Below are 17,092 nucleotides of genomic sequence, written 5' to 3'. Positions count from 1 at the left end.
GCCAGGAGCTGCTGCCACGCTATCTTCCCGCGCTCTTGCCACACCCCACTGGAGAGAAGATGAGCGCAGGCGCCGGTACCGAGTTCGACTTGATGAGCGAGAGCTTCTTCGCCAATCCCTTCCCCACCTTCGAGCGGCTGCGCACCCAGGCCCCTGTCTATTTCCTCGAGCCCATCCAGGGCTTCGTCATCACGCGCGGCGCGGACATCGAGGCGCTCGCCAAGAACCCGCAGTTCACCTCGAAGCGCGCGAACGAGATGCTGGGGAGCCTCGGGCTGCTGGGGGAGGATGCGGCGTCGAAGGACATGCTCGCGACCTGGTCCCGGCTCGCCTTCTTCCAGGATGCGCCCCGCCACCCGCTGCTGCGTCAGCTCATCATGAAGGGCTTCACGCCCGCGGCGCTCGAGCGCTTCCGCCCCCGGCTCACGGCGCTCGTGGAGAAGGCCCTGGAGAAGGGCCTGCGTCAGGGCGAGATGGACGTCGTCGTGGACTTCGCGGAGCCCATCGCCATCAACGCCATCGCCGAGCTGTTCGCGCTTCCCGAGGCGGACCGGCCGCAGTTCAAGCGCTGGGCGAAGGACCTGCTCAAGCCCGCGGCCGCGGCAGTCGGCACGGACGACGTGAGGACCTCCATCCGGCGGACCTCCAGTGACATGGTGGCCTACCTGAGGGACCTCGTGGAGAAGCGCCGTGCGGCGCCCGGGGACGACCTCGTCAGCCAGTTCATCGCGGCCGAGGACGGCAATCCCCAGCTCGCGGGCGAGGCCGTCATCCAGTCCTTCCAGATGATTGGCGCGGGCTTCGTCACGTCGACGAACCAGCTCACCAACACGGTCCTCGCGCTCATCAAGCACCCCGAGCAGCTGCGCGCGCTGCGGGCGAACCCCGGCCTCATCCGGGGCGCCATCGAGGAGAGCCTTCGCCACGAGCCGGCCGTCCTCTCCATCAACCGGCTGTGCGTGGAGGACACGGAGCTCAGCGGCACGCGCATCCCCAAGGGACGGTTCGTCCACGCCATGGTCGCCGCGGCCAATCGCGACCCCGAGGTGTTCTCCGACCCGGACCGCTTCGACATCACCCGGACCTCCAACCGGCATGTGACGTTCGGCGTGGGCGCCCACTACTGCCCGGGCGCCTCCCTCATCCGCCTCGAAGTCGAGGAGGCCCTGCGCGCGCTGCTCACGTTCCCGAGCTGGGAGCTGGTCGGCAAGCCCTACAACTACCAGGGCTCCAACTTCCAGGACCGCGGGCCCAGCTCGCTCCACGTGCGCTTCACGCGGAGCTGAGCGCGCCGCGGCAGCTCAGGGCGCTGGCGGAAGCTGGAGGCGTTCGTCCGCAAGCTTCTCGCCCCGCAGGAAGGACTTCATGCGCTCCAGGATGCGCGGGTCCGACTGGAACAGGCCGTCATGGCCCGCGCCCTCCAGCACCAGGTGCACGGCGTTGGACAGGCCAGGGCGCAGGGCCTCCGCGTTGTCGGGCGCGGTGCGGCCATCCAGCGTGCCGCTGATCATCAGCACGGGAGTCCGGGCCTTCAGCGGCCCCCGGAAGCCTTCACCCAGGTCCACCACGCCGGGGAGCCAGGCAGCCTCGACCATGCCCGCGTTGACCGCGTTGCCCAAGAGAGCCGTGCGGGCCTCGCGGGCAATCCGGGCGCGGCGCGCGGGGCTGATGCCGGAGGCCGCATCCATGGCCACCGACATGGGCGCCCATGCTCCATCCCGGAAGCCCGCTGCGAACGGGGCCACCAGCTCGTAGCTCCCCGCCTCCAGCGCCGGCAGCAGCATCAGGAAGCGCTGGAAGGTGGCCGGGTCTCGCATCGACTCGAACACCAACCGCTGCACGTCGAACCGGGTCGCCATCCACGTCCGCTCCGCGCCCGTCTTCGAGTCGGTGAACTTCACGGCGCGAGGACGGCGCCCCAGCGCGTCCAGCAGCGTCCGCAGCCGGGCCCGGAGTCCCGGACCCTTCGCATCCTTGGCGCGCAGCACCGCATCCCAGCGGTCCAGCAGCGCCTCGGCATGCGCGGGGCGCTTCCAGGTGTCGTCCGGCCCCTCCACTCCCGCGAGGATGACGCGGTCCACCCGGTCCGCATGGCGCCGCAGGTATGCCAGCCCCAGGTGCGTTCCATAGCTGATGCCCCAGAGGCTCAGGCGGGGAACGCCCAGCGCCTCACGCAGGGACTCCAGGTCCTCGGCGCTCTCCACCGTGGTGTAGGCGCCCAGGTCCACGCCCGCCGCCGTCCACGCCTTCGCGGCCTCGGTGGCGGACGCCTTCACCTTCGCGGTGAGCATCGCCTCGTCCATCGGGCTGTCCAGCGGCACCGACCAGGCGTGGCTCAGCTCGGCGTGGAAGGTGGACTGGCCCGTGCCGCGCTGGTCCAGCGCGATGACGTCCGCCACCTCGCGCAGCGCGAGGAAGAGGTCATGGCGGACGTATTTCGCGGCGTCGATGCCCGAGCCGCCCGGCCCGCCCGCCAGGTACACGATGGGCGCCCCGGGCGTGGGGTTCGTGCTCTTGAAGCGCACGAAGCGCAGCGTCAACGACGGGCCTTCGGGCCGGGCGTGCCGCACGGGGACCGTCAGGCTGCCCAGCTCAGTCTCCACCGTCCGTCCATCCTTCGCGTGGAAGGTGTGGGGTTCGAAGCGAAGGCCCTCGGCATGTGCCAGGACCAGGGGGGTGAGCAGGGTGAAGAGCAGCACGGCTCGCATGGATGTCCTCCAGTGGGTGTGCGCCAACACTAGGAGTCGTCCGAGGCCCGCAGGGGCGGGCATCGCCCAACGGCTCGTGGCGTCGCCCAGCTGCGAGGCGGGCGGCACCGGACTGCGTATGCTGGCGTCATGGCTTGCTGGCTGCTCATCGCGTCGCTGGGACTCCTCCTGCCCGCCCAGACGCCGGGGCCCGCGGTCGACGCGGACCTGGTGGAGGTCCATGCGGAAGACCTTCCCGTGGAGCGCGCCCTGGACCCGGGTGGTGAAGGCTGGCGCACCGTCGACCGGTCGCGCATCTCCGAGGGACCAGGGCCCTTCTGGCTTCGCCTCCGCGTCGACGTCCCTCCGCGAGCGCCGGACGCGCCCACGCCCGCCCTGGCCCTCTCCCTGCTGGGCTCGTGGGAGGCGTGGTGGGACGGTGCTCCTCTCGGCCGCAACGGTCGCGTGGGGCGCACACCCGCGGAGGAGCTGCCCGGCATCGTGGACGTCCTGCTTCCCCTTCCACCGGAGCACGCCACGCCGGGCCCGCACCTGCTGGTCATCCGCGGCTCCGCGCACCATCGGGGGTTCCAGCCCGTCGGCACGCTGTACCAGCTGCGGGTGGGCGAGGCATCCCAGCTCGCCCGGGGCCGCCTGCTCTGGCTCGTGCCCTCCCTGGCCATGCTGGGGGCGCTGGTGCTGATGGGCCTGCACCACCTCGCGCGGTACTTCATGGAGCGGCGCAATCGCGCTACCCTGCTCCTCGGGCTGCTCTGCCTCGCCGCCTCGGCGCAGCTGCTCCTCGAGGCGTGGCGGGGGCTGGCGAGCTATCCCTATCATCTGCACATCGTCCGGCTCTGGCTCCTGTTCGCCTCCGTTCTGGCAGCGGCCGTCCTGCTTCCCGCCACCCTGCACGCGGCCTTCCGCGAGCCGCGCCGGGCCCCCTGGTGGGGCGCGCTGGCCGTGGGCCTGCTGCTGCTCACCGGCGTCGCGGGCTTCGATGGCAGGAACACCGTGGCCCTGGGGCTCTCGCTCGTCGTCTCGCTCGTCATCGCCCTGCGGGCCCGGTGGCGGCGGGAGCCGGGCGCGTGGGCCGCCCTGGGAGGGCTGGGCTTCGCGATGGCGCTCTACCTCGCGTCGCCGATGGTCTTCGCCGAGCGTGGCTTCTTCATCGCCTTCGGAGGCCTGCTGCTGTGCCTGGGGGCGGCCCACGCGTACCAGCTCCGGCGCCAGCACCAGCGGCTGGAGTCGGCCACTCGCGCCTCGGAGCGCCTGCAGCTGGAGCTGCTCAAGCGCAGCATCCAGCCCCACTTCCTGATGAACACCCTGGGCGCGGTGAGCGAGTGGGTGGAGACGGAGCCCGCCCAGGCGGTGCGCTTCATCGAGTCGCTGGGCGCGGTGTACCGGCACCTCCTCGGCGTGTCGGGTGAGCGGGACATCCCACTGGCACGCGAGCTGGAGCTCTGCCGCGCCTATCTGGAGGTCATGGGCTACCGCCACGGCCTCGCCTTCACCCTGGAGGCCCCGAACGTGGATGGCGAAGCCCGCATCCCTCCGGCCGTGCTTCAGACGCTGCTGGAGAATGCCTTCAGCCACAACCGCTACACGACGCCGGTCGCCTTCCGGCTGCAGGAGGGACGCGCGGGAGGGCGCCGGCGCTACACCTTCAGTGCCCCCGCCGGAGCGAAGGCCACGCCGGGCCTGGGGGACGGCACGGGCACCCGCTACCTCGAGGCGCGGCTGGACGAGACGTTCCCCGGCGCGTGGAGCCTGGTGGCCGGGCCTACGGAAGCGGGCTGGACGACGGTGATGGAGGTCCCGGCATGAGGGTGCTCATCGTGGAGGATGAACCGATGGCGGCCCGGCGCCTGGCGCGGCTCTGCCAGGAGCTGATGCCCCAGGGCACGCCGCCCCCGCTGGTGCGCGACAGCCTCGCCGACGCTCAGGAGGTTCTGGCCGGCCGCACCGTGGACCTGGTGCTGCTGGACCTGAACCTCTCGGGGGAGGACGGCTTCCAGCTTCTGGACGAGGTGACGGCGGGCTCCTTCCACACGGTGGTGGTGTCGGCCAACACGGACCAGGCCCTGCGCGCCTTCGAGCTGGGGGTGCTGGACTTCGTGGCCAAGCCCTACACACGGGAGCGACTGGAGAAGGCCCTGTCCCGCGTCCAGGGGCGAGCCGCTGGGCCCCTGCGGACCCTGGCCGTGCGCAAGGGCGGCAGCATCCTCCGCGTGCCGCTGGAAGAGGTGGCCTACATCCAGGGCGCCGGGGACTACGCGGAGCTGGTGCTGAGAGACGGCCGCACCGAGCTGAGCGAGAAGAGCCTGGACCGGCTGGAGGCGCTGCTGCCTACAGATTTCGTGCGCATCCACCGGTCGCACCTGGTGCCGCTCCAGGACGTGACGCGCCTGTGGACCCTGGAGGGCTCCCGCACGGCAGTGGAGCTGAAGGACGGAACCCGGCTTCCCGTGGGCCGGAGCCGGGTGAAGGCCCTCAAGGCGCTGCTGGGAACACCGTTGATTTAACTCGGCTTAATTCAACCCGCGTTCGATTGGGCGCGACACTTGGACAGGAAGGCTTGTCCTGGAGACAGGCAGTCTTCGTCAGAGAGGTCGCCCCGCCATGATCAAGTTCCCCCGCTTCGCGCCGCCGCCCCCGCCTCCCGCTCCGGCCCCCGCGCCCGCCAAGGCCGGCCCCGCGCAGCAGCAGCCGGCGGCGGCACCCCCGCCGTTCCAGTTCGCCTCGACCTCCCAGTTCGTGCCCTCCTCCCCCGCGGGGAGCAGCCTGCACACGGAGCAACTGGGAGACGGACGCGCCAACTGCCTCGAGAAGGCCGTGGGCCTGGCTCGGCCCGGAGACTCCATCGTCCTCATGAAGGACTCGCGCGACGGCGTCGGTCACGCCCTGGTGCGCAGGCCGGACGGCTCCGTGGTCGACCCCAACCACCCGCAGGTGCGCTACGAGACCCTGGGCCAGTGGCAGGCCATGCATCCGCAGTACTCCCAGCCCGTCTCCATTCCCGCCGCCCAGGCCAGGCAGGTCCTCTCCACCCCTCCGGGGCCACAGCGCGAGGCCCTCATCCAGCAGCTGGGCCTGTCCGGTGTGGCCAGCCGCCAGGTCGCGGACGGCGAGCGCTGGGTCACCCCGACGGGGGCCGTCACGGTCCGTAGCACCGCCGCCCCGGACTCGGCAGTCACGACCTACCAGAAGGCGGGTGACCGGCTGCTGGTGCTCTCCGAGAGCAAGGACAAATCCCGGTTGCTGGTGCAGATGCAGGATGGAACCCAGGGCTGGATATCCGCGACGGACGTCAACGAGACGGTGCCCCCACAGCCGCCGCGCTTCCCCCAGTGGTTGGCCGAGGGTACCCGCCCCCCCGAGCTGGAGCGGGTCATGTGGGACGCCCTGGGGCCGGACGGCCAGCAGCAGTTCATCCAGGCCGAGCGGGAGAAGGCCGTGGCGCAGGACTGGCCGATGCCGGAGTTCAACGTCGACGGCCCCCCGCCCCCCTCCATCGACCCACAGACGTGGAACCACCTGCCGCCCGAAGACAAGCAGGCCATCTTCCGCGAGCAGTGGCAGGCCGGTGTGCGCGAGCAGACGGCCCTGCTCTTCAATGACGACCCCGAAGCCAAAGCCAGACTCGACGCCGGCGTGGTGGTGACGAGTCCGTTCCTCGGCGTGGACAGTGATGTGGGCAGAGGGCGGGTGGGCCAGTGGAGTCGCTATATCGAGCCGAAGAGCAACGCCGCGCAGTACTTCAACCTGGCGAAGGTCTTCGGCAAGGGATGGGAGGTGATCCACAACAACCTGTGCGGTCCGCTGGCGGTGGCGGCCTCGCTCGGCCTGACGCCCCAGCAGGCGCTCACCCTGTTCAAGAACTCCAATGTCCCGTTCAGCGAGACCTCACTCAAGAACGAATCCACGACCGACGGTGGGGAGCTGGGCAAGATGTTCACGGCGGCGGGCTGGACGTCGGAGACACAGGCCAAACATCAGCTCCCGGAAGAGCTGATGATGTTCCTCGAGGACGGCAAGCAGCTCATCGCGCTGGTGAACATCGACACCAAGGGCGCGGACGGCAGGCTGCGCGACATGAGCGTCAGCACGAAGCAGGTGGCGCACTGGGTGAACGTGCGCGCGGTGGAGCAGGACGCCAACGGCGAGTGGATGGTCCGCGTCTACAACCCCTTCGAGAACCGTGAGGAGGTCTATTCCTGGAGTACTTTCGAAGCCTCGTGGAGCAAGACGGCGGGCAACACGCCCTACGGCATGGTCGTCGCCACGCCCCCGGCAGCGACAACGGAATAGCGGCTCTGGAAACGGGCGGGCACTTGAGTGCCGACCGAGACAACAGCACGGATTTAACTCGGCTTAATTCAACCGGTGTCGGTTTGGGCGCGACACTTGAACAGGAAGGCTTGTCCTGGAGACAGGCAGTCTTCGTCAGAGAGGTCGCCCCACCATGATCAAGTTCCCCCGCTTCGCGCCACCGCCCCCGCCCCCCGCCCCGGCGCCCGCGCCCGCCAAGGCCGGCCCCGTGCAGCAGCAGCCGGCGGCGGCACCCCCGCCGTTCCAGTTCGCCTCGACCTCCCAGTTCGTGCCCTCCTCCCCCGCGGGGAGCAGCCTGCACACGGAGCAGCTGGGAGACGGACGCGCCAACTGCCTCGAGAAGGCCGTGGGCCTGGCTCGGCCCGGAGACTCCATCGTCCTCATGAAGGACTCGCGCGACGGCGTCGGCCACGCCCTGGTGCGCAGGCCGGACGGCTCCGTGGTGGACCCCAACCACCCCCAGGTGCGTTACGAGACGCTGGGCCAGTGGCAGGCCATGCACCCCCAGTACTCCCAGCCCGTCTCCATTCCCGCCGCCCAGGCCAAGCAGGTCCTCTCCACGCCTCCGGGGCCGGGGCGCGAGGCCCTCATCCAGCAGCTGGGCCTGTCCGGTGTGGCCAGCCGCCAGGTCGCGGACGACGAGCGCTGGGTCAGCCCGACGTCGACCGGGAACACCAACATCCGCAACAGCCCGGGCACCCAGGGCACCACCATCATCGACACGCAGCAGGCGGGTGACCGGATGCAGGTGCTCGGCCAGAACCCGGACGGCACCTGGCTGAACGTGGAGCTGCAGGATGGCACCGTGGGTTGGGTGTCCGCGGACCTCGTCGTCGACAGCACGCCGCCCCGCTTCCCGGAGTGGCTGGTGGAGGGCACCCGGCCCCCTGACCTGGAGCGGGTCATGTGGACCGCCCTGGGGCCGGAGGGCCAGCAGCGATTCATCCAGGCCGAGCGGGAGAAGGCCGTGGCGCAGGACTGGCCGATGCCGGACTTCGACCCCAACGGCCCACCTCCGCCGTCCATCGACCGGCAGACGTGGCACCACCTGCCGCCCGAAGACAGGCAGGCCGTCTTCCAGGAGCAATGGCAGGCGGCCGTGCGCGAGCAGACCGACCTGCTCTTCAACGGCGTCACCGAGGGCGGCGTGCGCGTGAAGAGTCCATTCCTCGGCGTGGACAGCGAGCTGGGCCGGGGGCAGGTGGGCCAGTGGAGCCGGTACGCCGTGCAGGACGGCGCCTCCGCGCAGTACTTCAACCTGGAGACCGTCTTTGGCGAGGGCTGGCGCAACACCCACTACAACCTGTGCGGCCCCCTCGCGGTGGGAGCCTCGCTCGGCCTGACGCCCCAGCAGGCGCTCACCCTGTTCAAGGATTCCAACGGAGCAACGAGCGCGAGCGTGCTCAACAGCGGGAACTCGACCTCTCGCGACGACCTGATGGCGATGTACGGGAAGGCGGACTGGACGTCGAGGTACGTGGCGGGCGAGACGAGGCCGCCGGCGGAGCTGGCGCGGCTCCTCGCCGAGGGCAACCAGCTCATCGCGCTGGTGAACATCGACACCGCGGACGCTTACGGCAAGCTGCGCGACTTCGGCGTCAGCACGAAGCAGGTAGCGCACTGGGTGAACGTGCGCGCGGTGGAGCAGGACGCCAACGGCGAGTGGATGGTCCGCGTCTACAACCCCTATGAGAACAGCGAGGAGGTCTACTCCTGGGCTGACTTCGAGGTGGCGTGGAGCAAGTCCGGCGGGAAGAACGCGAAGGGCGTCGAGTGGACGAACAATCCCTACGGCATGGTCGTCGCCACGCCGCCTTCCGAGGAGACGGAGTAGCGGTCATCCCGCACACAAGGGCTTCCTGAGCCCCCTCGGTCCTGGAATCATGGGGGCCCAGGAGGAGCCCTACGCGCATGTCCGAGAACGAAGCCCACCGGAAGATGCTCAGCAGGGACGAGGTCGCGGACCAGCTCCGCGCCCTCGGAGTCAAAGCGGGCGGAGTCCTGCTGGTCCACACGTCCTTCCGCGCGGTGCGGCCCATCGAAGGAGGGCCCGCGGGGCTGCTCCAGGCGCTCCGTGACGTCCTCGGTCCCGCCGGGACGCTGGTCACCCCCGCGTGGACGGGCAGCGACGAAGAGCCGTTCAATCCGGCAACCACGCCCGCCTCGCCGGACCTGGGCGTCGTACCGGACACCTTCTGGCGGCTTCCCGGTGCCGTGCGAAGCAGCCACCCGTTCGCCTTCGCGGCGCTCGGCCCGAAGGCGGAGGCCATCACCTCCGGTCCGCTCCCGACGCCGCCCCACGTCCCGGAGAGCCCCGTCGGCAAGGTGTACGAGCACGACGGGCAGGTGCTCCTGCTCGGAGTCGGCCACGACGCCGACACCACGCTCCACCTCGCCGAGCTGCTCGCGCGCGTTCCGTACGGCACGCCGAAGCACATCACCGTCCTCCAGGACGGGCGCCCGGTCCGCGTCCACTACCGGGAGAACGACCACTGCTGCGCGCGCTTCGCCCTCGCGGACGGGTGGCTCCGGGAGCGGGGCCTCCAGTCCGAAGGCTCCGTGGGACATGCACATGCCCGGCTCATCCGCGCCCGGGATGTGGTGGCGGTGGCCCTCGAACGGCTCGCCCAGGACCCGCTCGTGTTCCTGCATCCTCCTGACGCGGGCTGCGACGAGTGCAACGAGGCGAGGAGCACCGTCCGCTGAGGCCGGAGCTCCCTGCTCGCGTCCCAGGCCATCGTCGTCAAGCGTGTCGAGCACGGCGGCGTCGCCCTTCCCGACCGTGGTTCGTTCATCGCGCGAATGAATGAGGTCTTCGGGGACCTCAATGCCGCGCGAGTGAGCTCAACGCCGGAAGAGTCGGCCCGGGTCAGCGTCCAGGTGGCCACGGCTGCGGCGCTCCAGCTGCACGTCTGGCGAGGCGGGTTCTCGTCGACGCGGCACACGACGCACCAAGTCATGTTCACGGAGGGGGCCGCACGTTGACAGTCCGACTTTCACGCGACTACTTTGTTCGGGCAACAAAGAAAGTCTCCCGGGCGTCACGGCATCCTCGGAGCGCCCGCCCTGTCCTTCCCATCCGCCTCCGCAGCACCCCAGCCTCGCTGGAGCGTGAGTTGAGTGATGACCCCACACAATCGACTGGTTGCGTCCTCGCTGCTGCTGACCGTCCTTCTCCAAACGGCATGCGGCGACACTGATGAAGCCGTCCCCACCATCATTCCCGCCCGTCCCGAGGTGACGAGCGTGAGCGTGACGCCGGCCACCGTCACACTCAACCGCGGCGGCACCCAGCGGCTCACCGTCACCGGCACCTTCGCCGACGGCTCGTCGAGGGCCTTCACGTCGTCCGCCAACTACGTCTCGGACACGCCCGCCACCGCGACGGTGAGCGCGACCGGCGTAGTGACGGCGGTTGCCGCGGGAACGGCGCGCATCACCGCGACGGTCAACGGCCAGAGCGCCACGACCACGGTGACGGTCAACTCGTCGCAGACGGAGCCGACGCTCTCGTCCATCGCGCTTGGCCCCACTCCGGCCTCGGTGGCCAAGGGCGCCACGCTCCAGCTCACCGTGACGGGCACCTTCAGTGACAACACCACCCAGGCGCTGACCTCGACGGCGACCTTCAGCTCCAGCGCGACGGGGACCGCCACCGTCAGCAACACCGGCCTCGTCACCGGCGTGGAGGTGGGCAACGCCACCATCACCGCCACGGCGGGCGGCAAGACGGCCACGCTGGCCGTGTCCGTCACCGGCGCGGCGGCGCAGCCCGGCGCGAACCAGGTCGTCTTCTACGACGGCTACGGCGCGGGCGTGGCCTTCGCGGACTTCGGCGACTCCGCCAACAACGTCACCGTCGACGCCACCGAGACCTTCAACGGCCGAAAGGTCATCAACTTCCAGGTCACCAGCACCGGTAACTACTCCGGCGGCGCCTGGTACACCACGACGCCCCGCGACCTCTCGGCCTACAACGCGCTGACCTTCTGGGCGAAGGCGAGCAAGGCCGAGTCGCTCAACGTGACGGGCATCGGCAACGATGCCGGCATGGGCGCCGGCACCGGCTTCGGCAGCGAGCGCGCGAGCGTTGCGCTGACCACGACCTGGCAGAAGTTCACCATCCCCATCCCCAACCCGGCGAAGTACACGAACGTGGGCGGCCTCTTCCACGTCGCCGACGCACCGGACGGCTACACCCTCTATCTCGCTGACGTCATCTACGAGAACCTCGGTGCGGGCGTCCTCGGCGCGGGCGTGGCCAGCATCGCCAGCGGCAACACCACCGCGGGCTCGGTCGCGACGGCGGGGACGTACAACATCGACCCGGTCCAGAACCAGGTCGTCTTCACCGTCGCGGGCGACCCGGCCAGCCCGGTCACCGTGAAGCCGGTCGCCAACGCCTTCTTCGACTTCACCTCGTCGAACCCGGCGGTCGCCACGGTCAGCGCCACCGGCGTCGTGACGGGCGTCGGCGCGGGCGGCCCGGCGACCATCTCCGCCACGCTGGGTGGCGTGGCGGTCACCGGCGGCTACGCCATCACCGTGACGGGCGTCCTCGGCCAGCCGACCACGCTGCCTCCCGCGCCCACCCTGGCGCCGGGGGCGGGCGTGTACTCGCTCCACAGCTCCGTGACGGGCGGCTACACGGGCACGGCCTCCGACCAGAGCGCCAAGGTGGACACGTGGCTGACGGGCTGGAGCGCCGGTTCCGGCGGGACGCCGTTCGCCATCACCACCGAAGGCGGCACCGCGTCCCCGCGCAGGTACGTCTTCGCCAACACGGCCAACTACATCGGCATCGAGTTCATCGGCACCGCCGGCGCCAACCAGATCGACGCGACGGCCCGGGGCCTCACCACGCTGCACCTGGACCTGTGGACGCCGGACAACGCGACCAACTTCCAGGTGAAGCTGGTCGACTTCGGGGCCAACGGCGTCTTCGGTGGCGGCGACGACACCGAGGGGATTGCCACCCTCACCGTCGAATCGACGCCTCCGCTCGCCACCGGGACCTGGCTGTCCTATGAGCTGCCGCTGGCCACCGCCTTCCAGGGGCTGGCGAACAGGAGCCACCTGTCCCAGATGGTCCTGGTTGCGCCCAACGGCGGCACGATGTTCATCGACAACCTCTACTTCCATTAGAGGCGTCGCGGTCTCCGGCGCCGGGCCTCGATGGGGCCCCGGCGCCGGCAGGCTCAGCGCAGCACCCACTCCACGACGAAGTCAGGTGCGCCCTGCTCCGCCCGGGTTCGCGCCAGTGCCTCGGGGCGCTCGTCGCCCACCCACAGGCCCACCAGGTCGCCCATCAGCCATTGCGCCAGCGGGCGGGCCGCGCGCTGCACGTCCTCGCGGCGCACCCCGGACACCGAGCGCTGCGTCTCCATCAACCCTCGCACCAGGCGCGCGGGCACCAGCCAGCACTCGGCGCGGGGGAACGGCGGCGCCAGGAACAGGCAGAACGCGGCCTCGGTTCGCTGCAGCAGCGCATCCACGTGCTCACGCCCGAGCCGGAATGAAGGCAGCCACTGGCCTTCTCCCCGCTGCTCCAGCTTCACGACGCGGACGAACGCCACCCGCTCCGTGCGCAGGAAGCCCTCCACCTCCACCTTGAGGACGAGGGCCACTTCCACGCTCGCGGTCCGTGGCGTGGGCTGGGGAGCCACAGGGTGGCGCTCGGGGGCCTCCGGTGACGCTTCGACGTGCGGCTGCCCGCCGGCTTCAGGCTCCACGGGGACGGCCTGCTCCACGCTGGCTTCAGGCTCCGCGGGCGTGGGCCGCACCCGCCGGACGGTGAAGCCCAGCTCCCGAGGCGCCGACTGCCCAGGCGCCAGCAGCGCGGCCAGGTCCGCGTTCACTCGCTCCAGCTCGGCGCGCAGGCCTTCCAGCAGCCCCGCCACCAGCTCCGCCGTGTCCTCGCGGAAGCGCTCCGGGTAGCGCGTGGCGAAGTCCGCCTCCACGCGCGCCAGGGCCCCGAGCAACAGCTCCTCCAAATCCCGGTCCCTCAGCCACGTCCGTCCACTCAGCGGCACGGCCCGCGTCACGTGCAGGTGCCGCAGCGCCTCGGTGAGCGAGGCCGGCCCAGCGCCTCCCGAGGGCGCCACCGGAGCCGCGCCCTCCCCCGCCTTCCCGCTCCCCTGCAGCCACGTCTGCAGCGTGCGCACGCGGAAGCGCACCCGCGAGGACGGATGCTCCTTCAGCTTGCGCACCTGCCGCCGGTCCGTCTCCGTGCGCACCAGCGCCAGCACGGTGAGCTCCGCCTCGGACGACGCGGCCTCCGGCGCGCACCAGAGGAAGAACTCGATGGAGGCCTTGCGCAGCACGGGCTTGCGCCCCATCCGCGAGGCCACCTCCTGCCGCCACGCCACCAGCTCATCCAGCCCCGGCCGCACGCCGCCCGCGCCGAAGCGGGGCCACAGCTCCGCGCACTCCTCCGCCAGCCAGCACAGGTGCTCGAAGCCCGGCACGCCCGCCTTCAGCTTCTCGCGCACCCGGCTCCGTCGCTCGAATGCATCCGCCAGGCCCCGGCGCACGGCCGTGCGGAACAGCCGTTCCTCCAGCCACAGCAGCGCCAGCACCAGCCCGGGCTCGCCCTTGCGCAGCGTGGCCCGGCAGTGGTCCAGCACGAAGCGCACCGGCCCCAGGTCCGCCGCGGACTCGAAGTCGCCGCCCACCAGCGCGCCGAGCGCCCCGCGCAGCCCATCCACCGGCGGCGCATCGAAGCGGGCCAGCAGCTCGCACAGGTTCTCCACCACCGCTGGCGGCCCACCCGCCTCCAGCGTCCGCGACAGCAGCATCCCCGCGCGTGCGCACCAATCCGGCTCGCGGCGCCCGCCCGGGTAGCACGCCAGGAAGCCGCTCATCCCACTGCGGCCCTCTGGTGACGTCGCCAGCGCGAACAGCCGCTCGGCCAGCACCTCCGACGCCTCACGCCACGGAATCCGTGCCGCGCGCGAGCGGATGAACTCCGCCAGCCGGTCGCGCCCCTCCGCCGGAGTCGTAGGCAGCAGCGCCCGCAGCTGCTCCAGCAGGCTGATGGACTTCGCGCCCGTCCCCAGCACCTGCTTGAGGTCCACCTCCACCGCGCCCTGGAAGCGCAGCGCGCGGCCGTCGAAGGTACACGGCGTGTCCCCTACCAGCGCCTGCAGCGACTCCGGGTGGCGCTTCAGGTAGCGCGTGAGCACGGTGGACACGACGGCGTCCGTCTCCCGCCGCACCCGCTCCGAGCCCTCCGCGTCCCCCGCCTCGCTCAGCGCCCCCACCACCGCCTCGCGCCGCCACAGCAGCCGCCCCAGCAGCCCCGGCGGCGGCGCCGCGTACGGCCAGAGCAGCTCGCCACAGGACGTCAGCAGGAACAGCAGCTCGCCCGGAGTCCGCTCACCAGCGTCCAGCCGCGCCCAGGCCGCCGCCTGCGCCACGGTGCGCTCCTCCAGCGAGGCCCCGCGCACCCACTGCGCGAAGGACTCCCGCCACTGCACGGAGGCGGCCACGGCCTGCGCGGCAGGTGTGCCCGCCACGCCCTCGTAGAGGGGCCGCAGCGACTCCGGCCAGCCTGCTTCACGGGACATCGGCATGTCGCTCTCGAGCCTCACGAGACGGTGCCTGGAGTCAGGGCCGGAGCGTCCGAGGACGGGGAGAGGCTGATGACCACGGACTTCGACGTGGGCGTGCGGCTCTTCTCCGCGAAGCTGTCCACGGGGACCAGCACGTTGGCCTCCGGGAAGTAGGTGGCCGCGCACCGCCGGGGGATGTTGTACGGCACCACGCGGAAGTGCCGCGCCACGCGCGTCTCGCCCTGGAAGTGGCTCGTCAGGTCCACCAGCTGCCCTTCCGACAGGCCCAGCTCCTGGAGGTCCTTCGGATGCAGCAGCACCACGCGCCGCCCGTTGCGGATGCCCCGGTAGCGGTCATCCAGCCCGTACACCGTGGTGTTGAACTGGTCGTGCGTGCGAATCGTCATCATCAGCAGCTGTCCGGGCGCCAGCTCCAGCCGGGGCAGCGCGTGCACCGTGAAGTGCGCCTTGCCGCTCTTCGTGGTGAACCGCCCCTCGCGCGGGCCGTTCGGAAGATAGAAGCCCGCGGGCTCGCGCACACGCCGGTTGAAGTCCTCGAAGCCCGGGATGACGCGGGAGATGAGCTCGCGGACGCGGTCATAGTCCTCCACCAGCGACGACCACGGCACCTTCGAGCGCCCGCCCAGCACCGCCGCCGCCAGTCGCGCGACGATGACCGGCTCGCTGAGCAGGTGCTCCGACGCCGGAGCCACCGAGCCCCGCGACGCCGTCACCACGCCCATGGAGTTCTCCACCGTGACGAACTGCGGCCCGGTGGCCTGCACGTCGTGCTCGGTGCGGCCCAGGCACGGGAGGATGAGCGCCTGACGCCCGTGGACCAGGTGCGCGCGGTTGAGCTTGGTGGACACGTGCACGGTCAGGCGCGTGCGGCGCAGCGCCTCGGCGGTGAGCTCCGTGTCCGGCGTCGCCGAGAGGAAGTTACCTCCCAGCGCGAAGAACACCTTCACCCGGCCGTCGTGCATGGCTCGGATGGTGTCCACGGTGTCCATGCCGTGGTGACGCGGGGGCTCGAAGGCCAGCTCGCGGGCCAGCGCGTCCAGGAACTCGGGCTTCGGCCGCTCCCAGATGCCCATGGTGCGGTCGCCCTGCACGTTGCTGTGGCCGCGCACCGGGCACAGGCCCGCGCCCGGCTTGCCGATGCTCCCGCGCAGCAGCGCCAGGTTGACGATCTCCTGGATGTTGGCCACCGCGTTGCGGTGCTGGGTGAGCCCCATGGCCCAGCAGTAGATGGTGCGCTCGGAGCGCGCGAGGATCTCCGCCGCCGCGTGAATCTGCTCGCGAGCAATCCCGCTCCCCTCCACCACGTCCTCCCAGCGCACCGTGCGCAGGTGGGCTGCGTACGCCTCGTACCCGAGCGTCCTGTCCTCGATGAACGCCCGCGCCACCACCGTGCCCGGCCGCGCGTCCTCCAGCTCCAGCAGCGCCTTGGCCAGGCCCTGCAGCAGCGGCACGTCGCCGTTGATGCGCACCTGGAGGAACAGGGTGTTGAGCGCCGTGCCGGGCCCGATGAGGTGCAGCACCTCCTGCGGGTGCTTGAAGCGGTTGAGCCCCGTCTCCGGCAGCGGGTTGATGGAGACAATCTCGCAGCCCCGGCGCGCGGCGGCCTGGAGCGAGGTGAGCATGCGCGGGTGGTTGGTGCCCGGATTCTGACCGATGACGAAGATGGCGTCGGCCTTGTCGAAGTCCTCCAGCGTGACGGTGCCCTTGCCGATGCCAATCGTCTCGGAGAGCGCCGTGCCGCTGGACTCGTGGCACATGTTGGAGCAGTCCGGCAGGTTGTTGGTGCCGAACTGCCGCACGAAGAGCTGGTAGAGGAACGCGGCCTCGTTGCTCGTGCGCCCCGACGTGTAGAAGCAGGCCGCGTCCGGTGAGTCGAGCGCGTTCAGCTCGCCCGCCACCAGCGCGAAGGCCTCGTCCCAGGAGAGGGGCGTGTAGTGCGTGGCGCCCTCGCGCAGCACCATGGGGTGCGTGAGGCGGCCCTGCTTGCCCAGCCAGTGGTCCGTCTGGTGCGACAGCTCGGCCACGCTCCACTGCCGGAAGAAGTCCGGCGTCACGCGCGCCTTCGTCCCCTCCTCCGCCACGGCCTTGGCGCCGTTCTCACAGAACTCGGCCACGGAGCGGTGGCCCGGGTCCGGCCACGCGCAGCCCGGACAGTCGAAGCCGTCCTGCTGGTTGACCTTGAGCAGCAGCCGGGTGCCGCGCACCGGGCCCATCTCGCCCCAGGCGTGCTTCATCGTGGAGACCACGGCGGGCAGGCCGCCTGCCACCTCGGCCACCGGGCCCACGTGGGGAGGGCACGGCTCCTCGGGCGGCTGGGCGCTCGGAAGCCCGGGCGCGAGCGTCGCCGCCGCTGCGTCCTGGGTTCCCTGCTCGTCCCGCTGTCGCTCGTCCATGACACGCCCTCCGGGCGCTCGATGGCCGGATGCCCGGCCGCGGCGCTCGCGAGTCTACCTATCCCGAGACGCGTGCGAACGCATGGCCCACCTGTCACAGGCCCAC

At 71.1% G+C, this 17,092-nt stretch carries 10 protein-coding genes; 7 read left to right on the top strand and 3 right to left on the bottom strand.

Annotation, left to right across the window (positions count from 1 at the left end):
* Positions 1-59 precede the first annotated feature (59 nt).
* Positions 60-1,286, top strand: a complete 1,227-nt coding sequence (locus tag LXT23_RS09665; RefSeq protein WP_253979823.1) for a cytochrome P450 — start codon at positions 60-62, stop codon at positions 1,284-1,286.
* Positions 1,287-1,301: 15 nt separating this feature from the next.
* Here the strand turns inward: LXT23_RS09665 and LXT23_RS09660 are convergent, their stop codons facing one another.
* Positions 1,302-2,708 carry an alpha/beta fold hydrolase gene (locus LXT23_RS09660; RefSeq protein ID WP_253979822.1) on the bottom strand — a complete coding sequence of 469 codons (1,407 nt, stop codon included), beginning with the start codon at positions 2,706-2,708 and terminating at the stop codon, positions 1,302-1,304.
* A gap of 129 nt (positions 2,709-2,837) precedes the next feature.
* Between LXT23_RS09660 and LXT23_RS09655 the strand changes: the two genes are divergently transcribed.
* The 6 genes from LXT23_RS09655 to LXT23_RS09630 all read left to right on the top strand — a co-directional run bounded on the left by LXT23_RS09655 (position 2,838) and on the right by LXT23_RS09630 (position 12,164).
* On the top strand, positions 2,838-4,514 hold the full coding sequence (locus LXT23_RS09655) for a sensor histidine kinase (RefSeq protein ID WP_253979821.1): 1,677 nt from the start codon (positions 2,838-2,840) through the stop codon (positions 4,512-4,514).
* Positions 4,511-5,212 carry a LytR/AlgR family response regulator transcription factor gene (locus tag LXT23_RS09650; RefSeq protein ID WP_253979820.1) on the top strand — a complete coding sequence of 234 codons (702 nt, stop codon included), beginning with the start codon at positions 4,511-4,513 and terminating at the stop codon, positions 5,210-5,212. Before LXT23_RS09655 ends, LXT23_RS09650 begins: the two co-directional genes overlap by 4 nt.
* 97 nt (positions 5,213-5,309) lie before the next feature.
* The gene (locus LXT23_RS09645; RefSeq protein ID WP_253979819.1) at positions 5,310-6,998 is read left to right on the top strand and encodes an SH3 domain-containing protein; all 1,689 of its coding nucleotides are present in this window, start codon (positions 5,310-5,312) and stop codon (positions 6,996-6,998) included.
* Between the two features lie 154 nt (positions 6,999-7,152).
* Positions 7,153-8,853: an SH3 domain-containing protein gene (locus LXT23_RS09640; protein WP_253979818.1), complete on the top strand. Its 1,701-nt coding sequence runs from the start codon at positions 7,153-7,155 to the stop codon at positions 8,851-8,853.
* Between the two features lie 77 nt (positions 8,854-8,930).
* Positions 8,931-9,725: an AAC(3)-IV family aminoglycoside N-acetyltransferase gene (gene aac(3)-IV / locus LXT23_RS09635; protein WP_323378865.1), complete on the top strand. Its 795-nt coding sequence runs from the start codon at positions 8,931-8,933 to the stop codon at positions 9,723-9,725.
* Positions 9,726-10,265: 540 nt separating this feature from the next.
* Complete coding sequence (locus LXT23_RS09630; RefSeq protein ID WP_253979817.1) at positions 10,266-12,164, top strand: Ig-like domain-containing protein; 1,899 nt, start codon at positions 10,266-10,268, stop codon at positions 12,162-12,164.
* Between the two features lie 53 nt (positions 12,165-12,217).
* On the opposite strand, the gene LXT23_RS09625 is transcribed toward LXT23_RS09630, so the two are convergent.
* Together LXT23_RS09625 and LXT23_RS09620 are read right to left on the bottom strand one after the other, a co-directional pair.
* Positions 12,218-14,593, bottom strand: a complete 2,376-nt coding sequence (locus tag LXT23_RS09625) for a hypothetical protein (RefSeq protein WP_253979816.1) — start codon at positions 14,591-14,593, stop codon at positions 12,218-12,220.
* A gap of 14 nt (positions 14,594-14,607) precedes the next feature.
* Complete coding sequence (locus LXT23_RS09620; protein ID WP_253979815.1) at positions 14,608-16,986, bottom strand: FdhF/YdeP family oxidoreductase; 2,379 nt, start codon at positions 16,984-16,986, stop codon at positions 14,608-14,610.
* Positions 16,987-17,092 lie beyond the last annotated feature (106 nt).

The sequence above is a fragment of the Pyxidicoccus xibeiensis genome, from assembly GCF_024198175.1.
Lineage (GTDB): Bacteria > Myxococcota > Myxococcia > Myxococcales > Myxococcaceae > Myxococcus > Myxococcus xibeiensis.
Note: the sequence above shows the minus strand (reverse complement) of the source record. Positions and strands in the feature narration are given on the sequence as shown.

Bases quoted from the DNA above. Each gene is read 5' to 3' on its own strand.
- LXT23_RS09665 (WP_253979823.1), top strand. From the start codon at position 60: ATGAGCGCAGGCGCCGGTACCGAGTTCGACTTGATGAGCGAGAGCTTC.
- LXT23_RS09660 (WP_253979822.1), bottom strand. From the start codon at position 2,708: ATGCGAGCCGTGCTGCTCTTCACCCTGCTCACCCCCCTGGTCCTGGCA.
- LXT23_RS09655 (WP_253979821.1), top strand. From the start codon at position 2,838: ATGGCTTGCTGGCTGCTCATCGCGTCGCTGGGACTCCTCCTGCCCGCC.
- LXT23_RS09650 (WP_253979820.1), top strand. From the start codon at position 4,511: ATGAGGGTGCTCATCGTGGAGGATGAACCGATGGCGGCCCGGCGCCTG.
- LXT23_RS09645 (WP_253979819.1), top strand. From the start codon at position 5,310: ATGATCAAGTTCCCCCGCTTCGCGCCGCCGCCCCCGCCTCCCGCTCCG.
- LXT23_RS09640 (WP_253979818.1), top strand. From the start codon at position 7,153: ATGATCAAGTTCCCCCGCTTCGCGCCACCGCCCCCGCCCCCCGCCCCG.
- LXT23_RS09625 (WP_253979816.1), bottom strand. From the start codon at position 14,593: ATGCCGATGTCCCGTGAAGCAGGCTGGCCGGAGTCGCTGCGGCCCCTC.
- LXT23_RS09620 (WP_253979815.1), bottom strand. From the start codon at position 16,986: ATGGACGAGCGACAGCGGGACGAGCAGGGAACCCAGGACGCAGCGGCG.